General features: G+C 35.2%; 18 protein-coding genes. 14 read left to right on the top strand and 4 right to left on the bottom strand.

The features are described 5' to 3' along the window. Positions 1 to 12 precede the first annotated feature (12 nt). The 4 genes from ACPF9A_RS13435 to ACPF9A_RS13420 all read left to right on the top strand — a co-directional run bounded on the left by ACPF9A_RS13435 (position 13) and on the right by ACPF9A_RS13420 (position 4,724). Positions 13 to 861 carry a hypothetical protein gene (locus ACPF9A_RS13435; RefSeq protein ID WP_423997692.1) on the top strand — a complete coding sequence of 283 codons (849 nt, stop codon included), beginning with the start codon at positions 13 to 15 and terminating at the stop codon, positions 859 to 861. Between the two features lie 10 nt (positions 862 to 871). Beyond that, on the top strand, positions 872 to 1,387 hold the full coding sequence (locus ACPF9A_RS13430) for a hypothetical protein (RefSeq protein WP_423997690.1): 516 nt from the start codon (positions 872 to 874) through the stop codon (positions 1,385 to 1,387). Positions 1,388 to 1,481: 94 nt separating this feature from the next. Then, positions 1,482 to 4,316, top strand: coding sequence for a DNA polymerase I (polA, locus tag ACPF9A_RS13425; RefSeq protein ID WP_423997688.1), 2,835 nt, complete (start codon positions 1,482 to 1,484; stop codon positions 4,314 to 4,316). Between the two features lie 96 nt (positions 4,317 to 4,412). Continuing rightward, entirely contained in the window at positions 4,413 to 4,724 is a 312-nt protein-coding gene (locus ACPF9A_RS13420) for a T9SS type A sorting domain-containing protein (protein ID WP_423997686.1), read from the top strand. Between the two features lie 54 nt (positions 4,725 to 4,778). On the opposite strand, the gene ACPF9A_RS13415 is transcribed toward ACPF9A_RS13420, so the two are convergent. Further along, positions 4,779 to 5,285 (bottom strand): hypothetical protein, encoded by a 507-nt coding sequence (locus ACPF9A_RS13415; protein WP_423997684.1) that lies wholly within the window; start codon positions 5,283 to 5,285, stop codon positions 4,779 to 4,781. Positions 5,286 to 5,378: 93 nt separating this feature from the next. Next, positions 5,379 to 8,009 carry a DUF5916 domain-containing protein gene (locus tag ACPF9A_RS13410; protein ID WP_423997682.1) on the bottom strand — a complete coding sequence of 877 codons (2,631 nt, stop codon included), beginning with the start codon at positions 8,007 to 8,009 and terminating at the stop codon, positions 5,379 to 5,381. 245 nt (positions 8,010 to 8,254) lie between these two features. Between ACPF9A_RS13410 and rplM the strand changes: the two genes are divergently transcribed. From rplM to tsf, 4 genes are all read left to right on the top strand, one after another. Then, positions 8,255 to 8,710 (top strand): 50S ribosomal protein L13, encoded by a 456-nt coding sequence (rplM, locus tag ACPF9A_RS13405; RefSeq protein WP_423997680.1) that lies wholly within the window; start codon positions 8,255 to 8,257, stop codon positions 8,708 to 8,710. Position 8,711: 1 nt separating this feature from the next. Continuing rightward, positions 8,712 to 9,098 carry a 30S ribosomal protein S9 gene (gene rpsI / locus ACPF9A_RS13400; protein WP_291793191.1) on the top strand — a complete coding sequence of 129 codons (387 nt, stop codon included), beginning with the start codon at positions 8,712 to 8,714 and terminating at the stop codon, positions 9,096 to 9,098. Between the two features lie 236 nt (positions 9,099 to 9,334). Beyond that, positions 9,335 to 10,465 (top strand): 30S ribosomal protein S2, encoded by a 1,131-nt coding sequence (gene rpsB, locus ACPF9A_RS13395; protein WP_423997677.1) that lies wholly within the window; start codon positions 9,335 to 9,337, stop codon positions 10,463 to 10,465. A 67-nt stretch (positions 10,466 to 10,532) separates the two neighbouring features. After that, positions 10,533 to 11,357, top strand: a complete 825-nt coding sequence (gene tsf, locus ACPF9A_RS13390) for a translation elongation factor Ts (RefSeq protein WP_423997675.1) — start codon at positions 10,533 to 10,535, stop codon at positions 11,355 to 11,357. An 83-nt stretch (positions 11,358 to 11,440) separates the two neighbouring features. Here the strand turns inward: tsf and ACPF9A_RS13385 are convergent, their stop codons facing one another. Continuing rightward, a complete protein-coding gene (locus tag ACPF9A_RS13385; RefSeq protein ID WP_423997673.1) occupies positions 11,441 to 13,312 on the bottom strand; it encodes a peptidase M61 in 1,872 nt (623 codons plus the stop codon). Between the two features lie 153 nt (positions 13,313 to 13,465). On the opposite strand from ACPF9A_RS13385, the gene pyrH reads away from it, so the two are divergent. The 6 genes from pyrH (at position 13,466) to ACPF9A_RS13355 (ending at position 20,919) form a co-directional block, all read left to right on the top strand. Continuing rightward, entirely contained in the window at positions 13,466 to 14,173 is a 708-nt protein-coding gene (pyrH, locus tag ACPF9A_RS13380) for a UMP kinase (RefSeq protein ID WP_423997671.1), read from the top strand. 45 nt (positions 14,174 to 14,218) lie between these two features. Continuing rightward, positions 14,219 to 14,773, top strand: coding sequence for a ribosome recycling factor (gene frr / locus ACPF9A_RS13375; RefSeq protein WP_133686275.1), 555 nt, complete (start codon positions 14,219 to 14,221; stop codon positions 14,771 to 14,773). Between the two features lie 130 nt (positions 14,774 to 14,903). After that, positions 14,904 to 17,291, top strand: coding sequence for an efflux RND transporter permease subunit (locus tag ACPF9A_RS13370; protein ID WP_423997669.1), 2,388 nt, complete (start codon positions 14,904 to 14,906; stop codon positions 17,289 to 17,291). 93 nt (positions 17,292 to 17,384) lie between these two features. Further along, positions 17,385 to 18,818, top strand: coding sequence for an asparagine--tRNA ligase (gene asnS / locus ACPF9A_RS13365; RefSeq protein ID WP_423997667.1), 1,434 nt, complete (start codon positions 17,385 to 17,387; stop codon positions 18,816 to 18,818). A 38-nt stretch (positions 18,819 to 18,856) separates the two neighbouring features. Further along, positions 18,857 to 20,314, top strand: a complete 1,458-nt coding sequence (gene rpoN / locus ACPF9A_RS13360; RefSeq protein WP_423997665.1) for an RNA polymerase factor sigma-54 — start codon at positions 18,857 to 18,859, stop codon at positions 20,312 to 20,314. Further along, positions 20,314 to 20,919: a hypothetical protein gene (locus ACPF9A_RS13355; RefSeq protein ID WP_423997663.1), complete on the top strand. Its 606-nt coding sequence runs from the start codon at positions 20,314 to 20,316 to the stop codon at positions 20,917 to 20,919. The genes rpoN and ACPF9A_RS13355 overlap by 1 nt, the downstream gene beginning before the upstream one ends. On the opposite strand, the gene ACPF9A_RS13350 is transcribed toward ACPF9A_RS13355, so the two are convergent. After that, entirely contained in the window at positions 20,914 to 21,582 is a 669-nt protein-coding gene (locus ACPF9A_RS13350) for a porin family protein (RefSeq protein WP_423997661.1), read from the bottom strand. The two genes, ACPF9A_RS13355 and ACPF9A_RS13350, sit on opposite strands and share 6 nt — an antisense overlap. Positions 21,583 to 21,620: the final 38 nt, after the last annotated feature.

Below are 21,620 nucleotides of genomic sequence, written 5' to 3'. Positions count from 1 at the left end.
TCAAAACCAACCATGAGGATAATTATAATTTTATTGATTTCAGGATATTTATATCCACAAAGAAACGATTCACAAGCAGCTTTTTACAATATAGGCTCAAAAGCTATCATAGGCGGCGTTGGAGCATTGATCAATAAGAAATCTGATGAGAAGGGTTCCAAGGTTTTTCTCAAAGGTATGTATCAAGGTGCTTTAGGAGGTTATTTAACCTTTGAAAGCAAAAGATTGGTAAGGCAATTTCATAGAACTGATAACTACGCCTATTTATGGCCCTCTAAAATTTTGAATTCTGCAGGCAACTCTATTATTTATAACGCAGCTTCGAACCGAAACTTTTGGGAACGATGGCACATGGATTTCGGCTTTAATTATCTGGAATATGATTTTAAGCGAGAAAAAAAACTGCGCTATAGAATTTTACCCTTTGCACTTTACGGTAATGCATATGGATTTGCAACCTCAAAATTTCATTTTAAAAGAACATTATATTCAGGACATTTCATTTTTAAAAGTATAAACCCACAAGAATTTAACGAACTAGAAACTTACGGTTCTGCGTTATTTAATACCATCCAATTTAAACGTAATATCAATATTGATATAGAAGCGGTTATTGCACATGAAATTATTCATGTTTATCAATATACCAGTGCATTTTTTATCAATGCCTATCTTAAAGAGCCTATTAAAAGGTTAGAAGAAAACAGTAATTTTTTTAAACAATACAATAAAGTCTTTTATACAGATTTGAATGCCCCTTTAAATGGAGGATTATATAACATACAGACACTATTCAGGGTTAATTATTATGATCTACTTCAGGAAAAAGAAGCTGATTATTATTCCTCAAACCATTTCTAAAATACTTATAATGAAAATAGTTTATTCATTTCTAGCCGCTATGTTGATTTTATTTTCTGGATGCACTATTGAAGAAGAGTATACTTTTTCTGAGCAGATAGCTGGAAAATGGGTCGGATCTAAAAGAATTGTTTTTTTCAAGGATGGTTCTTCAGATGAATATTTATCAACTGGGATATGTGAAAGTCAAACAGAATTTATTCTTTTCGAAGATGGCAGTCTATACTTTGAAGATTATTATGAAATCGAAAATAATTCTGGGGGAACTGATTTCTGTGAAATTGATGCAAAAACTAGCCATAATGGAGAGTGGAAAGTAATGCCAGGGAACAAGGTTATTTTTAAACTCACAAATACATCTGACAATTCTGAATTGATTATGGAACTCTTTGAAGTAAACCTTATAGATAGAGGTAATCTTGAAATAAGGTACAAAGAATTTGAAAACGACCAAGATGAAAGTATTGATTATTACGTTTATAAATATTTTAGAATATATGGGGATTATGAATCTCCTGAAAAATAAATTTGAATAACAATACTTCTAAGCAATAAGGCAATCTCGCTTAATGTTTCCGTATCAATTTGTACTTTTAACCTTTTACAATCAATATTTAAAAATGGCAGATCAAAAAAGACTCTTTTTGCTAGATGCATACGCACTAATTTTTCGTGGTTACTACGCACTTATAAAAAACCCAAGAATAAATTCTCAAGGCATGGATACCTCAGCGATTATGGGGTTCATGAATTCTTTATTCGATGTTATTCGTCGTGAAAAACCCGACCATTTAGCCGTTTGTTTTGATAAAGGTGGAAGTGCAGAACGTACTGATCTCTTCCCAGAATATAAAGCCAACAGATCCGAAACTCCCGATGCCATTCGTATAGCAATACCTTATATACAAGATATATTAAAGGCGATGCATATACCTGTAGTCGTCAAAGAAGGATGGGAAGCAGATGACATTATCGGTACTTTAGCGAAACAAGCGGAGAAAGAAGAGTACAAAGTTTTTATGGTTACGCCAGATAAGGATTTTGGACAATTGGTTTCTGAAAACATTTTTATGTACCGCCCAGCAAGAATGGGTAACGGAATTGAAATATGGGGTATTCCTGAAATTCAAAAACGTTTTGGAGTGGTAAGGCCTGAGCAGGTTATTGACTATCTAGGCATGATGGGCGATGCTAGTGATAACATCCCTGGATTACCAGGCGTTGGTGACAAAACAGCAAAGAAATTTATTGAAGATTTTGATTCCATGGAAAATCTCTTTGCAAATACCGATAAGCTTAAAGGTAAAATGCGAGAAAAGGTAGAAGCCAATAAAGAGTTGGGACTTCTATCTAAAAAACTGGCGACAATTTGTTTAGATGTCGATGTTACATTTAACGCCAGCGATTATGAATTGTCTGAACCGAATGCCGAAGAAGTTCAGAAAATTTTCGAAGAACTTGAGTTTAGAAGATTAAAAGATCAGTTTATAAAATTATTCTCTTCAGAAGTTGAAGAAACCCCAGCACAAACCCCAAGTGCACCTGTGGCAAAAAAAGAAATTCAAGATGCAGGATCTGGTCAGTTCTCTTTATTTGGGAGTCCCGCAGATTCTGGAGCTACGGTAAAAGACTACTCGAGCCGGCAGACCATTGCCGATGTAGCACACTCGTACCAAAGTGTAGCACCAGGTATGGCATTGAAGTTATTTCTTAAAAGCTTAATGCAGCAAACCTCTGTTTGTTTTGACACCGAAACTACAGGTTTAGATCCTTTGACAGCAGAATTAGTTGGTATTGCTTTTTCTTGGGAAGCTACAAAAGGATATTACATTCCCTTTACAGACAAGAAAGAAGAAGTACAATCACTTTTAGAAGAGCTACGCCCATTCTTTGAAGCAGAGCAAATTGAAAAAATAGGTCAAAACCTCAAGTATGATATTAAAGTTTTAGACAAATACAACATTGATGTAAAAGGACCTTTGTTCGATACCATGTTGGCACACTATCTAATTAATCCAGATATGCGTCATAATATGGATGTGTTAGCAGAGACGTATTTAAATTATACTCCCGTTTCCATCACAGAACTTATAGGTAAAAAAGGCAAGAATCAATTGAACATGCGCGATGTTCCGTTAGAAAAACAAACGGAATATGCGGTGGAAGATGCAGATATCACCTATCAACTTGCGCAACATTTTAGACCAGAATTAAAACAGGCAAATACAGAAAAGTTATTTCAAGATATTGAAATTCCGTTATTACGTGTATTGGCAGACATGGAGCTAGAAGGTATTAATTTGGATGAAGAATTCTTAAATTCACTTTCAGAAGATTTAAACACTGATATCGCCAATCTAGAAAAGAAAATCTACGAAGTGGCGGGTGAGGAATTCAACATAGGTTCACCCAAGCAATTAGGCGAAATACTTTTTGACAAACTAAAATTAGTAGCCAAGCCTAAAAAGACAAAAACTGGTCAGTACTCCACCGCGGAAGATGTGTTATCGTATTTAGCTAAAGATCACGAGATCATTCAGAATGTATTGGACTATAGAGGTCTTGCAAAATTAAAAAGTACATACGTAGATGCATTACCTGAACAGGTAGAACCAACTACTGGCAGAGTACATACAGATTATATGCAAACAGTTGCCGCAACAGGTCGTTTAAGTAGTAATAACCCTAACTTACAGAACATACCCATTAGAACAGAACGCGGTCGACAAGTAAGAAAAGCTTTTATACCAAGAGATGAAAATTACACTTTGTTAGCGGCAGATTATTCGCAAATAGAGCTGCGTATTATTGCAGCGTTAAGTGAAGAAACTACCATGATAGAAGCTTTCAAAAATGGAGAGGATATTCACGCCTCTACGGCATCAAAAGTATTTAATGTTCCGTTAGAAAAAGTAACTAGAGAACAACGTAGTAATGCCAAGACCGTAAACTTTGGTATTATCTATGGTGTTTCTGCTTTTGGCCTAAGTAACCAAACAGACTTATCACGCTCAGAAGCAAAAGAGCTAATAGATACGTATTATAAGACCTACCCTAAATTAAGAAATTACATGAGCGAGCAAGTAGATTTTGCTCGTGATAATGGCTATGTACAAACTGTTTTAGGCAGAAGAAGATATTTAAAAGACATCAACGGAAGTAACGCCATAGTTCGTGGCGCTGCCGAGCGAAATGCCGTAAACGCACCTATTCAAGGTAGTGCTGCAGATATCATAAAAATCGCCATGATCAATATTCATAACAAACTAGAAGAAGGCAATTACAAGTCTAAAATGCTTTTACAAGTACATGATGAATTGGTATTCGATATCTACAAACCAGAATTAGAAGAATTACAAACACTCATTAAATCTGAAATGGAAAATGCATATAAAATTGCAGTTCCTTTAGATGTTGAAGTAGGGGTTGGCGATAACTGGTTGGTTGCGCATTAATTCAAGCTTTGTTAAAGTTTATTTAAAAAAAGACGAAAAGGTATTTTACGAACGTTAGCATATAGCGTACTTCTACTATGAGGTACGCTATATTTTATGAAACGTCTTTTTATCATATCACTTTTTATCATCTTTAGCGCAACGCAGTTGTTTGCCCAAGATGCGGAAAGTACCATAAAATTGTTTCCTAACCCTGCAACGAATGTCATTAATGTCTTAGGACTCAAAAATGATTCGAATGCCGCTATTAGCATTAGAGATAGCTACGGAACCCAAATTATCTACCACCAATGGGACATTAAAAGAAACTCGCTTAACATTCCCGTTTTCAATCTCGAAAAAGGGCTTTACATGATTACCATACAATCAGAACATCAAAATGTAAAAGCTAAATTTTATAAGCAATAAAAAACCCTCACAATAAATGCAAGGGTCAATTCTTTGAATATAATTTAAGCTTGTTTATCGCTTCACAAAAATCAATTGTCCGTCTTCAGAGAAATTAGGAATATCAAGATCTGCTGCATCAACAGTCATAACATTTCCTTCAATGGTTACGCCAATGACTAACTCTTCGCCATTTTCATCTATCGTAGTTACGGTTTTTCCGTCAAAGACATAGGTACTTTCATTTGTATCTGTCTCTGTTGGGCAAGGTATATCTAAACCATCTGCTGTAGCATTAACTTCTACATAATTAGCAGAATTAGAAGCTGTAGCACTTAGATCCTCATTAAATTGTAATGTAATAATATAGCACTCTTTATTAGATAGGAAATCTAAAATTTGTTTCCCAAACTTAACGTCATCACTAGCGGTTTCATTATCGATTATAAGTTCAGTAGCAACCCAAGTGCCTAAAATAGCAGTGCTATTAATTTCGTCTTCAGATGTGGAATCTTCTTTGTCTGAGCTACAAGATACTAAGGCGAATGCCATTGCTAGACTAAGTAAAATATGTTTATACATTGTTTTAGTTTTTTTGTTGTACACCCATAAAAACGAACAAATCAACTTATTATTTCATTTCTAATCAAACAGTGATCTTTAAAAAACAAGTACTTACAGTATAAACCGATACGTTGCTTTCAATAAAAACGTATTATCTTTCTTCTGACCCAAAATTTGTTGATCTAAATTTCTACCTAATGTTTCACTAGGGCTACCTGCCCCTACTACACCTTGCGACCAAACCAAAAAGATTTCTGACCCAGGCACATATTCCCATCTTAAAACTAAGTTCGATCTAAATTGAACATATGAAAAATCCGGATTATCAATCTGATAATCGACAGTACCATCAAAATCCTCATCAATCAAATAATTATCAGTACTAGCAGATTGCGAAATTTGATTATCTGAAAATAAGCTTACTCGTTCATTCAGTTTCTCTGCAATAGGATTATTTACATAATTAAAATCGGTATATGTACCTCCGGAAATAAATGGTTCGCCATAATACTGAATAGATAAATTCGGGTTTATACTATAATTAAAACGGATGGATGTACTGAACGTTTTTTGATCAATATTACCGGTAATATATCTCGCATCGCCATTAAAACTAGTTTCGGTAACATACTGTGTCTTATTCGGATTCTCTTCAAACTCTGAAGAAATAGACAGGTTAAAAGCATCAAAAGGTTGATAGTATAATCTAAAGACATAACGCGCTAACGAGAAGTTATTTTCGGCTGCCTGACTATTTACATAACCTAAGGTAAAACTTAATTTCTTTCTACTATCAGAACCAAAAAATAGATACGCAAAATTCTCGTCTGACCAGCGCCATCGTGGTCCGCCACGAAGTACCGTATTTGAAAATATACGAGGCTTATGGGCAGCACCTACTTCTGTCCACCAATTATTTTTATAATTTATAAAGCCTTCAAACTGATATTGTATTCTATTGTAATTACCCTCAAAATCATAAGTAGAATTTTGACTTAATTCTATATTGGCTTTACGATAAAAATTAGTAGGTTTTATAAATAGTCTACTTAAAGATGCGGTTTGTTTTATTTCATCTGCCTGTCTTAAAAATCCGATATCGTTCAGTTCCAACTCGGGTGATCGCCAAATGACCCCGCCATCGTATCTCCAATTTCCACCACCAGCTTTACCTATTTCTATTTTGCCACCAGTACCTGTTAATGATGTTCTATCAGTATTAACAGAAACATGACCAGCATCTACTCTTTGAAATAAATGAGTGATGCTAGTTTGTGTTCTCGTTATTGCTTCTTCACTACCTGTAACGTGGCTACCGACCACATTACCTTCAACATAATAATTTCTATTCTTCCAATTATGCTTAAAGTCTAAACCACCGGTATACGCTCCACTTCTTAAAAACTCAAGATTTTCGGGTAAATTTCTATTGGTAGCAGTAAATATTCCGCCAACAAAAGAATTACGTTCATTAAAATCTTTTTGCACTCTACCCACTATATAGTTGGTTAACGGCTCTACTATTTCTGATCTTTTGTTACCAGTAATATCTTCAATATCTGCGTACATTTTACCAGTAATACTTTCTAACAGCCCCAAAGACCATCCGTTCTTTGTTTTACCAGAAAATTTTGCGGCGCCCAGAATGGTAGAATTGGTCGGTTGATCAACAAACTCGTCTTGCGTAACATCGGCAAACCCTTGCGGACTTCTACCTATTCGTCTACTATAAAAAACATTGTCGTTACCATCGGCAAACTCGTAGTCGAATATATTTTTGTTTTCAATAAAAAATGGTCTTCGTTCTTCGAAAAATATTTGAAATCCGTCTAAAGCGATTGCTCCCGGATCAGCATCAACCTGTCCGAAATCTGGATTTACCGTTAAATCCAATGTTAAGTCATTCGTCAATCCTATTTTAGCATCTAAACCTGCATTTAAAATATAATCTTTACCATCTCGAAAAGGGTTACCTTCTTGAGCAGGGTACTTATCGAACTGATTTACTACAAACGGCTGAATCTCTAATTGTTTTTGAGGCTCAATATTCTTTAAACCTGTTAACTTACCAAATTCACTAACCCAACCCGGCGCTTCTAAAGAAATGGGCTGCCAAATAGAGCGTTCTTCGCCTCTAAAATATCGTCTATGAATTTGAAGTCCCCATAATTGTTCTTCAGCAGCACCAAACTTTAATTGACTAAACGGAATTTTCATTTCTGCGGTCCATCCTTCTTCATCGATATTGGTGGCAGTGTACCAAATTGGGTTCCAGCTGGCATCCCAAAAATCACCATTCTGAGAAATAAATTCATCACCCTTTACGCCCGCTGCTGAAACATTAAAAGAAAAACCTGTGCGCTTATCATTGTAACTGTCAATATTAACTTCTATCCAATCGCCAGAAAAATTATCTCTACGAGCAAGTCGTTGTTCTATTTTCTCGGGTATACTATCGAAACAACGAATACCCACATATAAAAACTTCGCATCATAGGTTATTTTAAATTTTGTGCGTTGACTTGCTTTTTCGCCATTATTTGGTTCAAAAACAGTAAAATCATCTTGCCAAGCCACATTATCCCAACTAATCTCAGACAGAAGACCGTCAATAGTAATTTCTTCCCCAACCGAAAGTTGCACGGTATTATATTCCCTTTGTACCTTTACCGAGTCTTTTTGAGCAATTGCAGTAGTGGTTAACAAAAGAAATAAGATACTATTGATCAAGTATTTATTCATAATAGTTCGCTGTTCGATTGATTGTTTTATAAATGAAGGGACGGCAAAAAAATAGTATTGTTACAGAAATACCAATAAAAGCGATAAGTTTAACAGTATCTCTATTTACATTACGCAGTTGGAAATTACATTTATTTAAAAAATGTAAAAAATAAAGAAACAAGTATTTGCAATTCAAGTTAATAATCGTAGATTTGCAGCCCCTTTCTAGGGATTGATTAAAATAATAGTTAAAAATAGCAGTAGTGGATACATTAAGTTATAAGACCGTTTCGGCCAACAGAACAACTGTCAACAAAGAGTGGTTATTGGTAGATGCCGAAGGAGAAACATTAGGACGCATGGCTTCTAAAGTCGCCTATTTGTTAAGAGGAAAGCATAAACCAAGTTTCACCCCTCACGTAGATTGTGGTGATAATGTTGTTATTATCAACGCAGAGAAAATTGTTCTTTCTGGAAACAAGTGGTCTGATAAAACCTACTTGAGATATACTGGCTACCCAGGTGGTCAACGTTCTACTACCGTAAAACAATTATTGGATAAAAATCCAGAAGGTATTCTTGAAAAAGCGATCAAAGGTATGTTACCAAAAAACAGATTAGGTGCTGAACTTTTCAGAAACCTAAAAGTTTACGCAGGTACAGCGCACGGTCAGGAAGCTCAAAAGCCTACTGTTGTTAATTTAAAAGATATTAAATAAGATGGAAGTAATTCATAAAATTGGTCGTAGAAAGACCGCTGTAGCGAGAGTTTATCTTTCTGATGGTAATGGTGACATCACTATTAACAATAAAGATTTAAGTGTATACTTTCCAACTGCAACACTTCAATATAAAGTAAAACAACCTTTCACATTAACTGAAAGCTTAGATACTTACAACGTAAAAGTAAATGTTTACGGTGGTGGTATTACTGGTCAAGCAGAGGCTATTCGTCTTGCTTTATCTAGAGCAATGTGTGAGATTGATGCTGAGAACAGAATTATCTTGAAGCCAGAAGGTCTTTTAACTAGAGATCCAAGAATGGTTGAACGTAAGAAATTCGGTCAGAAGAAAGCACGTAAAAAATTCCAATTCTCGAAACGTTAATTCGAGTTACAAGATTATCAGGCACCCTTTTTGGGTGCCTATTTTTATATTTTATCAAACTGGAAAATCCAGAGTATTAACAAGTTCATTGAAAGTCCTTTTGGGGACAATTAAAAATCCTTTAATCACTTAAAATTAAGGGTAAGATTAGTTTAGCATCTAAATGATGAAGGCTTTTGCTTATGCAAATACCACTTTATCATTGCTAATTCATAAGAACGTAAACTAAATTTAAAATGGCGAGAGTCGAAGTAAAACAATTATTAGAAGCAGGTGTACATTTTGGTCACCTAACAAGAAAGTGGAATCCGAACATGGCTCCTTACATCTACATGGAGCGTAATGGTATTCACGTAATCAACCTTTACAAAACAGTTGCAAAATTAGACGAGACCAATGAGGCTCTTAGCAAAATTGCAGCATCAGGTAGAAAGATACTTTTCGTAGCTACCAAAAAACAAGCAAAAGATATCGTTGCTGAAAAAGCAGCAGCAGTAAACATGCCTTACATCACAGAAAGATGGCCAGGTGGTATGTTAACAAACTTCGTTACTATTCGTAAAGCTGTTAAGAAAATGGCTTCTATCGATCGTATGAAAAAAGACGGTACCTTCCTTACCCTTTCTAAAAAAGAAAGATTACAAGTTGACCGTTTACGTGCAAAATTAGAAAAGAACTTAGGTTCTATTTCTGAAATGACACGTTTACCAGGTGCATTGTTCATCGTTGATACAATGAGAGAGCACATTGCAGTTAAAGAAGCTCAAAAATTAAACATTCCTATTTTCGCAATGGTAGATACCAACTGTGACCCTAGAGATGTAGATTACCTTATACCTTCTAATGATGATGCTTCTAAGTCTATTGACATCATTATGACAGAGGTTACCAACGCAGTTGCTGAAGGTCTTGCTGATCGTAAGGCTGAAAAAGGTGATGCGCCAGAAGGTAAATCAGAGAAAAAAGATAAAGCTCCAAAGAAAAAATTAACAGCTGAAAAGCCAGAACCAACTCCAGCGAAAGTTGATACTAAACCAGCACCAATGGTTGCTAATGTACCAAACGTTGAAGTAAATGTTGAAGCTACCAAGGAAGCTGTTGCTAAAGATGTAAAAGCTGACGATTTAACAAAAGTTGAAGGTATCGGACCAAAAGCTGCTGAAGCCTTAGTTGCTGCAGGTATCGCTACTTTCGCTGACCTTTCTAAAGGAGATGCTGATAAGATTAAAGAAATCTTAACTGAAGCAAGTTCTAGAATGTCACATTTAGATCCAACATCATGGCCAAAGCAAGCTAAAATGGCTGCAGATGGTAAATGGGACGAGCTTAAAGAGTGGCAAGACAACACCAAAGGTGGTGTAGAATAAGATACTACAGTTTTAAAATAAATCTAAGAACAACCTCGTAAAACAGGTATACTAAAAGTAAAATAAAATGGCAAAGATTACAGCCGCAGAAGTTAACAGATTAAGAAAGACTACTGGTGCAGGAATGATGGATTGCAAAAACGCATTAGTTGAGGCTGATGGTGATTTTGAAATTGCAATCGAAGTTCTTCGTAAAAAAGGTCAAAAAGTTGCAGCAAAAAGAGCCGACAGAGATTCTTCTGAAGGTGCAGCAATCGCAAAAGTAAATAGCGATAACACTAAAGGTGTTATTATCTCTTTGAACTGTGAAACAGATTTCGTTGCTAAAAACGAAACTTTTGTAACACTAGCTACAGAATTAGCAGACCTAGCAATCAACTTTGATTCTAAAGATGCATTCTTAGCTGCTGAATACAAAGGAATGACAGTTCAAGAAAAACTTACTGAGCAAACTGGTGTTATTGGTGAGAAAATCGAAATAGGTGGTTATGAAACATTAAGCGCTCCTTTCGTTGGATCATATATTCACGCAGGAAATAAAATAGCTGTTCTAACAGGACTTTCAGCTGCCGTAGCCGGTGCTGATGAAGTTGCTAAAGATGTTTCTATGCAAGCTGCTGCAATGAACCCTGTCGCTTTAAACGAAGCTGGTGTAGACCAATCGATTATTGACAAAGAGATCGAAATTGCAAAAGATGTATTACGTCAAGAAGGTAAGCCAGAAGCAATGCTTGATAATATTGCTAAAGGTAAATTAAATCGCTTCTTTAAAGATAATACCTTGGTTAACCAAGATTTCATTAAAGACAGCAAACAAAGTGTTGCTCAATACGTAAAGTCAGTAGACTCTAGCTTAGAGGTTGTTGGTTTCAAAAGAGTTGCATTAGGTTAATTACAATTCAACTAACTCAATAAAAAACCGTCTTACTGTAAAAAGTAGACGGTTTTTTTATTGTTATAAATTAAAGAATAACTCTAATTCTTCAACCAGGCATTGCGCAACTTATCAGTTGCTTCGTTTACACCTTCTAAAGCTACTATTTTCTTAACCTTTTTTACAGGCTGACCAACAGTACCTTCAACTGAAATCATTTCACCATCTCTTTCTACAGTCATAGTAATTGGTGTTTCTGGTGTCCACCCAAAGCTTTCACCTATAACTGGGCGCAAACTTTCTAAGTTTATCTCTTGCCCATTAATCACCCTAAAAATATCACCACCCTTCAATTTTAAATTATTGAAAAATGAATTTAACTCTATATTCTTTCTAATATAGACTACACTATCGTTTTGTACATCAACATCCATATAAGGTACTTGTCCGTCAAAAAAGTATCCGGTAGGTTCTTCTACATCTTGTATTGCTAAACCAACCTTTTTAAAATACTCTTTATAATCAATTGGAGTTTCACCTATTACGTGTGTATTAAAAAACTCACCCACTTCTGGGTAGGTCATTGCAACTATTTCATTGAACAAAGAATTATCTTCAAAAGGTACATCGGTCCCATATTTCTTTGACAATTCTTTCATTAGCCAAAGCATACTTTTTTCGCCATTACTTTTTTCTTGTAATATGATATCGACACACATATTAATGAGCGCACCTTTCTCATATACATTAGCGTAATTTGGCTCATAAGGCTGATCCAATATATTCTTGCTCATTACCGTAAATGACATACTATCATCATAGAATAAAGAATTATTTATTTTGGTAAGCATACGCTCATAAAATTCTTCTTCAGAAATAAGACCCTGTTGAATTTGAAAAAGGTTCGCAAAATATTCTGTTGTACCCTCATACATCCATAAATGTTCAGACATTTTTGGATTATTGAAATCGAAATATTGAATCTCTTTTGAATGCACCGATAACGGTGTTACAATATGAAAAAATTCGTGTGATACCACATCTACCATTGCTTGTTCAAGACGACCAACATCCATTGCTTCTGGCAACACTACAACAGTAGAAGTATGATGTTCTAATGCACCGAAACCTTGAGCATCTGGTATATTAACATCAGACAGATATAATAATATGTTGTATTCTTTTGTACTATCAACATCACCCAAAAACTTTTTTTGAGCACCCATCATAGACACCATTTTTTCTTTCAAATCAGCAGCCTTGTACACATTATTCGGAGAAAAAAGACTTAACGTTACCGTTATTCCATTAATCTCAAAAGTCTCAGTATTCGGCTTCGCATACATAATTGGGTTATCGATGACCTCAAAATAACGCTTAGCTACAAAACCATCCCACAGAGGATCTGGTTTTCTATTTGGTACTTTAGAAAGTGTGGTTGTCGAAATTAAATCTACAGGTTTTTTTATCAGAATTGAATAAGGCACTTCTTTAAATCCATCAAAATAACCAACGAATCCGTGTAGATTAAGCATAAAATTACTACCGACGGCAATATTTGTACCTGCAGGAGAAAATACTGCATCATCAACTTCATTCTCGGTATCATACGTATCATTTACCCAATACTGAACTTTATCAAGTTGAGTTCCATTGGTAATACTCCAAGAATTCTCATCAATTTTTGTAAACTGTAGCGGATTTCCTTTATAATCAAGAGCCTTAAAATCTTGAATATACTTTCCGTAATTATCAGAACTATAGGTTCCGGGCACTGTCTTCGGAATACTAAAAATAACAGTAGATGTATTAAAAGCCCCAGGGTTCAAATCGACCTGAACTCTATCATCTACTACATTCACCAAATCTATAGCCGCAACTATCGGCACATTCTCAACTGAAACTAAAGCCTTACCTGCACCACAGGCACTTAATATCAAAGCAGTAGCAATAACTAATACATTTTTTTTCATAAAAAACCTCATATGCACATATTTAAAAATAATGGTTACCAAAGATAGATAATATGTCACCACCCAAACTTATAGAATTATGTTTTGCTTGTTTAAAATTTGACCACGCCCATCAAATATTTTCATTATTTTTGGTGGCAAATAAATATTTAGATGCACTACAAAAGAATTCTTCTTAAATTAAGCGGTGAAGCCTTAATGGGCGAAAAGCAATACGGTATAGATTCTAACCGTCTAAACGAATATGCTGAAGAGATAAAAGAAGTAGTAGAAAAAGGAATTGAGGTTGCCATAGTAATTGGCGGCGGAAACATCTTTAGAGGATTAGCTGGTGCCGCAACAGGTATGGACAGAGTACAAGGCGATCATATGGGAATGCTGGCTACAGTTATAAACGGCTTGGCATTACAAAGTGCATTAGAAATGAACGGTGTACAAACAAGATTGCAATCTGCAATCAAAATCAACGAAGTTGCAGAGCCTTTTATTCGAAGACGTGCAATGAGGCATTTGGAGAAAGGTAGAGTAGTAATTTTTGGCGGTGGTACAGGTAACCCTTATTTCACTACCGATTCCGCAGCGGTTTTAAGAGCTATTGAGATTGAAGCTGATGTAATTCTCAAAGGTACACGCGTTGATGGTATTTATACTGCAGACCCAGAAAAAGACAAAAGTGCAACGAAATTTGACACGATATCTTTTCAAGAAGTACTTACAAAAGGGTTAAAAGTTATGGACACTACGGCTTTTACCTTAAGTCAAGAAAACGAACTACCTATAGTAGTTTTTGATATGAACAAAAAAGGAAACTTACTGAAAATTGTTGACGGCCAAACTATTGGTACGACCGTAAACGTATAACTTTCGGTATAGTTTATGATATTGCGATAGCTATATACTTATTATATGAACGAAGAAGTACAATTTGTTTTAGACGCTACAAAAGAAGGCATGGATGCCGCTATAGCGCATTTAGAACGTGAATTTTTAAAAATTAGGGCCGGTAAAGCCAGCCCTGCAATGTTGTCATCTGTTATGGTTGACTATTATGGGTCGCAAACACCATTATCTCAGGTCGCCAATGTGAACACACCAGACGGTAGAACGATTTCTGTTCAACCATGGGAAAAGAACATGCTTCAAGAAATTGAAAAAGCGATTATGAATGCCAATCTAGGTTTTAACCCTATGAACAATGGTGATATGATCATCATCAACGTACCACCACTAACAGAAGAACGCAGAATTCAACTTACCAAACAGGCAAAGGCAGAATCTGAACATGCAAAAGTTGGTGTACGTAGTGCAAGACAAGATGCAAATAAAGAAATAAAAGATTTGGATATCTCTGAAGACCTTCAAAAGAATGCCACTGCAGATGTACAAGTTCTAACCGATGCTTTTACTAAAAAAATCGATGACTTTTTGATGAAAAAAGAAGCAGAGATCATGAAAATATAAGTAACTTAAGTCAAAAACACCTAAGTAAAGCTACCCTATACGGTAGCTTTATTTTATTGTAAAAATTTAAACTTTTCAATTTAGGAACAGATGTAGCTAATAGTTACCTTTGACGCCTGCAAAAACAGTTATGGTAGCTAAACTTACGAAAGGATTTTGGCCTAAAACGGCAAACATAATTCTCCGCAATAGAATCTTAATTTTACTATTGATTGCCGGTTTCACCATTTTCATGGGCTGGCAATGGCAATACATGCGATTTTCGAGCTCGCAAACAAACTTGCTACCAGACGACCACCCCGTAAATCAGCAATACCAAGATTTTCTTAGCAAATTTGGCGAAGAAGGTAATGCCGTAGTATTTGCAATACATGATAGCGCCTTATTTACACCTGCAAATTTTAATCGTTGGAACAAGCTGAGCAAGCAACTTGCGGCTTTTCCTGAAGTAGAATTCGTTATTTCGACCGATAATCTTAAAGAATTGGTCAAAGACAATGAGTTACAACAGTTTAAAATGCGCCCCTTAATAAATGGAGAGCTAAAAACAAAAAAGGAAATAGATAGCATTACCAACCATTTATTTAACAACCTCCCTTTTTACGATAATATTATTTATAATAAAGAAAGTAAAACTATACGTACTATAGTCAATTTAGACAAGGACATAGTTAATACTGCGGTAAGAAAAGACTTTATTCTACAAGATGTAAATAAACTTATTGAAAATTTTGAGGACGAAACCAATTTAGATGTTCACATATCTGGCATGCCCTATGTGAGAACGATGAACTCTCAAAACATTATTGATGAGATCGGTAAATTTATATTAGCTGCCCTAGGGGTGACGTCATTAATTTTCTTCTTTTTCTTTAGAAGTGTACGAGCAACGTTCATTTCAATGTGTGTGGTTATTATTGGAGTTATGTGGGCTTTTGGTTTACTCGGATTACTGCAATACGAGATTACTGTATTAACTGCATTGATTCCACCTTTAATAATTGTTATCGGTATACCAAACTGTATATTCTTAATTAATAAATATCAGCAAGAGGTCAAAAAACATGGTAATCAAGCACTTTCTCTACAACGTGTAATTTCTAAAATTGGGAATGCCACCTTGATGACAAATATTACTACTGCTTCAGGTTTTGCTACATTTATTATTACCGATAGTACCCTTTTAAAAGAATTTGGTATTGTGGCCTCAATAAATATTATTGGAATTTTTGTTTTGTCACTACTGATTATCCCTATTATATATAGCTTTATGCCACTGCCAAAAACAAAGCATTTAAAGCATTTGAACAAAAAGTGGATCGATGCTTTTGTTCTTTGGATGGAACGAATTGTACGACACCGAAGAATTACCGTTTATATAGTTTCAATTTCATTATTGGTTATTAGCATCATTGGTATCTACCAAATAAGAATTTCAGGAAGCCCTATAGAAGACATGCCTAAAAATGCTGATTTCTTTCATGATATTCGATTCTTTGAAAAAGAATTTAAAGGTATTATGCCTGTTGAAATAGTTGTAGACACTAAAACTCCGAAAGGTGTTTTAAAACCTGCAACGCTTAAACGCATGAATCAGTTTAGTGAGGTCATAGAAGAGATTCCCGAACTTTCTACTCCGGTATCTGTAGTTAATTTAGTAAAGTATTCAAAGCAGGCGTTTTACAATGGTATTCCTAAATACTACCAATTACCTACCAGTCAAGAGAATACTTTTATAATGGATGTTGCACGTAAATCATCTGATAATGGAGATTTGCTAAAAGCTTTTGTTGATAGCACAGGGCAAACTGCAAGAATAACCACTTTCATGCGAGATGTTAACACCAGCCGAATGGAAGAAATCGAGACTCGTTTACTAGAGAACATCGATAAAATATTTCCTGCCGAACGTTATACCGTTTACATGACGGGTAGTGCCTTGTTATTCTTAAAAGGGACCAAGTATCTAGTAAAAAACCTAATTATGTCACTTGCATTGGCAATCGCATTAATTGCTTTGTTCATGGCGTATTTATTCAGGTCTTTTAGAATGATCATTATTTCACTCATACCAAATTTACTACCGTTAGTTATTACGGCAGGTATTATGGGGTTTGTAGGCGTGCCCATTAAACCTTCTACTATTTTGGTATTTAGCATTGCCTTTGGGATATCGGTCGATGACACCATACACTTTCTCGCTAAGTATAGGCAAGAACTCACTGCAAATAACTGGCGCATAGAAAAATCAGTATATAATGCCCTAAGAGAAACAGGGGTTAGTATGTTCTACACCTCTATCGTTTTATTTTTCGGTTTCTCTGTATTTGTAATATCTAATTTTGGTGGTACAGTAGCCTTAGGTTCTTTAGTTTCTGCTACATTATTGCTAGCAATGTTGGCCAACTTAATTTTATTGCCATCGTTACTTTTATCATTAGAAAAAAGTATTGCAAACAAACAAACACTAAAAAAGCCACAAATAGACATTTTACCACAAGATGAAAATAACAACTAATTAAAATCATTTTGCCTTGTTTATATAGCTTTATAAGCTCATTATTTTTTAACAAAATCCTATCTTTGGGACTTTAATTTTCAATTCAACATCATGCGTTTAGCTACAATAAAAGAATTACTAGCAAGTAAAAACTTACTACAAGAAATAACTATTAAAGGTTGGGTACGTACTTTTAGAAGCAACAGATTTATTGCTCTTAATGATGGTTCAACTTTAGGCACTATTCAATGCGTGGTTGATTTTGAAAATTTCGATGAAGAATTATTAAAGAAAGTAAACACAGGTGCCGCTCTAAAAGTTACCGGTACACTTGTTGAAAGTCAAGGACACGGACAATCTGTAGAAATACAAGTTAGTGCTTTAGAAGTATTGGGTGTTGCAGACCCAGAAGAATATCCTATTCAACCAAAGAAACACTCTTTAGAGTTCTTAAGAGAAAAGGCACATTTAAGAATTAGAACGAACACATTTGCAGCAATTATGCGGGTTAGGTCTACCCTATCTTTTGCCATTCATAACTATTTTAGAGAAAACGGATTCAACTATTTTCATGCACCTATTATCACTGGGTCTGATGCTGAGGGTGCAGGCGAAATGTTTCGCGTTACTACGTTAGATGAAAAAAATCCGCCATTGACAGAAGATGGTCATGTAAATTATAAAGAAGATTTCTTCGGAAAAGAGACAAACCTTACCGTGTCTGGTCAGTTGGAGGCTGAAGCTTATGCTATGGCATTAGGTAAAGTATATACATTCGGACCAACATTTAGAGCCGAGAATTCTAACACCTCTAGACATTTAGCAGAATTTTGGATGATAGAGCCAGAAATGGCTTTCTTCGATTTAGATGCGAACATGGATCTGGCAGAAGATTTCATTAAAAATGTTATTTCATATACATTGACCCATTGTCAAGAAGATCTAGAGTTTTTAGAAAATAGATTATTGGACGAAGAGAAAAGCAAGCCACAGGCACAACGCAGCGATATGGCGTTGATCGAAAAATTAAAATTTGTAGTAGACAACAACTTTAAAAGAGTTAGCTATACCGAGGCCATTGAAATTCTTAAAAATTGCAAGCCTAATAAAAAGAAGCAATTCACCTACCCTATTGAAGAATGGGGTACCGATTTACAAAGTGAGCACGAGCGTTACCTAGTAGAAAAGCATTTTAAATGTCCGGTAATCTTATTTGATTATCCTGCGAAAATTAAAGCGTTCTATATGCGTTTAAATGAAGATGGTAAAACTGTTAGGGCTATGGACATTTTATTTCCTGGTATTGGCGAAATCGTTGGTGGTTCTCAAAGAGAAGAGCGATTAGATGTCTTAAAAGAGAAAATCAAAGAATTGGGTATCGACGAAAAGGAATTATGGTGGTACTTAGATTTAAGAAAGTTTGGTACTGCAGAACATAGTGGGTTTGGACTAGGTTTTGAACGTTTAGTTCTTTTTGCAACTGGCATGGGTAACATTAGAGATGTAATTCCGTTTCCAAGAACACCACAGAATGCCGAATTCTAAGCGGATTTAGTTACTTTTACAAGTACTAGAATAAACTAATGCTGAAACAACACCTATCATTTAAATTATCTCAAAAGTTATCTCCACAGCAAATTCAATTGATGAAGCTGATTCAATTGCCCACGCAGGCATTTGAACAACGTCTGAAACAAGAATTAGAGGAGAATCCGGCTTTAGAGACCGGTAAAGAAGATTTAGAAACCACTTCTGACGACTATGATGATGTTTACGATGACGCATCAGATAATGAAACCATCAATACCGAAGACATCAATATTGATGATTATTTAAGTGATGACGAAATACCTGATTACCGTACCAAGGCAAATAACTATAGTTCAGATGATGAAGAAAAAAGCGTGCCTTATGCCGCAGGTATTTCTTTTAATCAATATTTAATAAATCAACTGAACACGTTTTATCTTACCGATGATGAGTGGAATATCGCCGAGTTTCTTGTTGGCAGTGTAGACGAAAGTGGCTACATCCGTAGACCAATTACAGATATTATGGACGATTTGGCATTTACCCAAAACGTGTATACAGATGAAGCTACTATTACCAAAATACTATCTATCGTTCAAGATTTAGATCCACCTGGGGTCGGAGCTCGATCCTTAGAAGAGTGTTTAATTATTCAATTAGAGCGAAAAGATATTACACCAAGCATAGAACTTGCGACCGAAATACTTAAGAAGTCTTTCGAACACTTTACCAAAAAGCATTATCAAAAGTTAATTCAAAAACACAATATTACCGAAGCAGAATTAAAAAACGCTATTGGCGAAATAGAGAGATTGAACCCGAAACCAGGTGGTTCTTATTCTGGCAACAACAGAATGACAGAACATGTGGTGCCCGATTTCGCTATTAGAATTACCGAGGGAGAACTAGAACTAACCCTGAACGGCAGAAATGCACCAGAACTGCATGTATCTAGAGAATATAGCAATATGCTTAAAGGCTACAAAGAAGCCAAAGACAAATCTAAATCTCAAAAAGATACTGTCATGTTCATTAAGCAGAAATTAGATGCTGCAAAGTGGTTTATAGATGCCATAAGACAACGCCAGCAAACATTGTTCATTACAATGAACTCTATAATGCAATATCAAAAAGAATATTTTTTAACTGGTGATGAGCGTAATTTACGCCCTATGATCCTGAAAGATATAGCTGATGAAATAGGTATGGATGTTTCAACCGTATCTAGGGTGGCAAATAGTAAATATGTAGATACACCTTACGGCACAAAGTTGATAAAAGAGTATTTCTCAGAATCGATGAAAAACGAACAAGGTGAAGATGTCTCGACAAAAGAAATAAAGAAGATTTTAGAGACTGTTATACAGAACGAGACAAAAAAGAAGCCACTTACCGATGATAAACTTGCGGCTATTTTAAAAGAAAAAGGATATCCTATTGCTAGAAGAACCGTAGCAAAGTATAGAGAGCAGTTAAATATACCGGTTGCACGTATGAGAAAAGAAATCTAATGAAGGTTTTCTCTAATTTCATCTCTTATTTATTACACCCACTTTTTATGCCTATTGGCGGTACGGTCGCCTACTTTCTAATTACGCCAAAATATACGCCATTAGAAATACAAAGCGCCAGTATTTTACCCATTTTTATATTGACCGTTATTATACCAATTGTAACATTTCTAATATTAAAAAACTTGGGATTGGTACATTCCATCTCGCTAGAAACCGTCAAAGAAAGAAAATACCCTTTATATATACACGCTTCTATACTTCTACTAATCTTATATAAGGTTATTCCGAACAATTATGTAAGTGAGCTCTATTTTTACTTTACAGGACTCTTAGGTGCCACTATTGCGTGTATTTTACTGGTATTATTAAATTTTAAAACTAGTTTACATGCAGTAGGGGTAAGCGGGCTGCTTATGTACCTAATTAACCTAAGTATTCATTTTGAAATAAACCTTATAATTGCGATAAGCGTATTTATACTATTTACGGGGGGCATTATAAGTGCAAGATTAAATCTGAAGGCTCACACTCCAATGGAACTTGTTGTGGGACTTTTTATAGGCATATTATCGCAGTTGCTAACAGTTAGATTCTGGCTATAATATGTAAAAAATAAGACCTATTCGTAAAGGTCTGTATTGAAGAACTTCACCATTGACAGAAGCCTTACCGTTAAACAGTTCGGTTAGCGCATAGTATGCATGAAGATTAAAAGTATTATAACCAAAACTTAAGGTAAGCCCGTATTGAAATTTAGTTAGGTCTGTATTTTTGAATCCTTCACTAATATCACCTAAGTCGTATTTTGACCTAGCACCTAAAACATAAGCAGCTTTAATACCACCATATACGCGCCAGAATTTATAATCTTCTGCAGTAGAATTTCGCCATCTAAACTCTAAAGGAAACTCTACTAGATGTGTCTCTAATTTACTTCTAGTTATATCATCGTTTATACTATAAGAAATATCATCACCAGAAATATCGGCAACTAAGTTTGAATAATAACTATTTAAAGCTAAACCAGCACCAATACCTATAGCTTTAGTTCCAGTAGTATTTAAGGGGATATCTTTAATAACCCCAGCTTGTAGACCGTATGATAAATTACGTTGGTTAGAGCCCTCGGGATGATTCAATATAAAATTATATGAAAGACCTAAGTAGAACTGATCTTCAAAGTAACGTGTATCACTAATACTGTCAGTTGCTACTTGAGCATTAGACTGAAATATGATTAAAAGAAATAGAATTACAAAACGCATAAAGTAAAGTTAATGAAATAAAAAACGCTTCAAATAAA

This window comes from Maribacter sp. IgM3_T14_3 (genome assembly GCF_049603095.1).
Classification (GTDB): domain Bacteria; phylum Bacteroidota; class Bacteroidia; order Flavobacteriales; family Flavobacteriaceae; genus Maribacter.
Note: the sequence above shows the minus strand (reverse complement) of the source record. Positions and strands in the feature narration are given on the sequence as shown.

Coding starts and splice junctions, on each gene's coding strand:
- ACPF9A_RS13435 (WP_423997692.1), top strand. CDS start 13: ATGAGGATAATTATAATTTTATTGATTTCAGGATATTTATATCCACAA.
- ACPF9A_RS13430 (WP_423997690.1), top strand. CDS start 872: ATGAAAATAGTTTATTCATTTCTAGCCGCTATGTTGATTTTATTTTCT.
- polA (WP_423997688.1), top strand. CDS start 1,482: ATGGCAGATCAAAAAAGACTCTTTTTGCTAGATGCATACGCACTAATT.
- ACPF9A_RS13420 (WP_423997686.1), top strand. CDS start 4,413: ATGAAACGTCTTTTTATCATATCACTTTTTATCATCTTTAGCGCAACG.
- ACPF9A_RS13415 (WP_423997684.1), bottom strand. CDS start 5,285: ATGTATAAACATATTTTACTTAGTCTAGCAATGGCATTCGCCTTAGTA.
- ACPF9A_RS13410 (WP_423997682.1), bottom strand. CDS start 8,009: ATGAATAAATACTTGATCAATAGTATCTTATTTCTTTTGTTAACCACT.
- rpsI (WP_291793191.1), top strand. CDS start 8,712: ATGGAAGTAATTCATAAAATTGGTCGTAGAAAGACCGCTGTAGCGAGA.
- rpsB (WP_423997677.1), top strand. CDS start 9,335: ATGGCGAGAGTCGAAGTAAAACAATTATTAGAAGCAGGTGTACATTTT.
- tsf (WP_423997675.1), top strand. CDS start 10,533: ATGGCAAAGATTACAGCCGCAGAAGTTAACAGATTAAGAAAGACTACT.
- ACPF9A_RS13385 (WP_423997673.1), bottom strand. CDS start 13,312: ATGAAAAAAAATGTATTAGTTATTGCTACTGCTTTGATATTAAGTGCC.
- pyrH (WP_423997671.1), top strand. CDS start 13,466: ATGCACTACAAAAGAATTCTTCTTAAATTAAGCGGTGAAGCCTTAATG.
- frr (WP_133686275.1), top strand. CDS start 14,219: ATGAACGAAGAAGTACAATTTGTTTTAGACGCTACAAAAGAAGGCATG.
- ACPF9A_RS13370 (WP_423997669.1), top strand. CDS start 14,904: ATGGTAGCTAAACTTACGAAAGGATTTTGGCCTAAAACGGCAAACATA.
- asnS (WP_423997667.1), top strand. CDS start 17,385: ATGCGTTTAGCTACAATAAAAGAATTACTAGCAAGTAAAAACTTACTA.
- rpoN (WP_423997665.1), top strand. CDS start 18,857: ATGCTGAAACAACACCTATCATTTAAATTATCTCAAAAGTTATCTCCA.
- ACPF9A_RS13355 (WP_423997663.1), top strand. CDS start 20,314: ATGAAGGTTTTCTCTAATTTCATCTCTTATTTATTACACCCACTTTTT.
- ACPF9A_RS13350 (WP_423997661.1), bottom strand. CDS start 21,582: ATGCGTTTTGTAATTCTATTTCTTTTAATCATATTTCAGTCTAATGCT.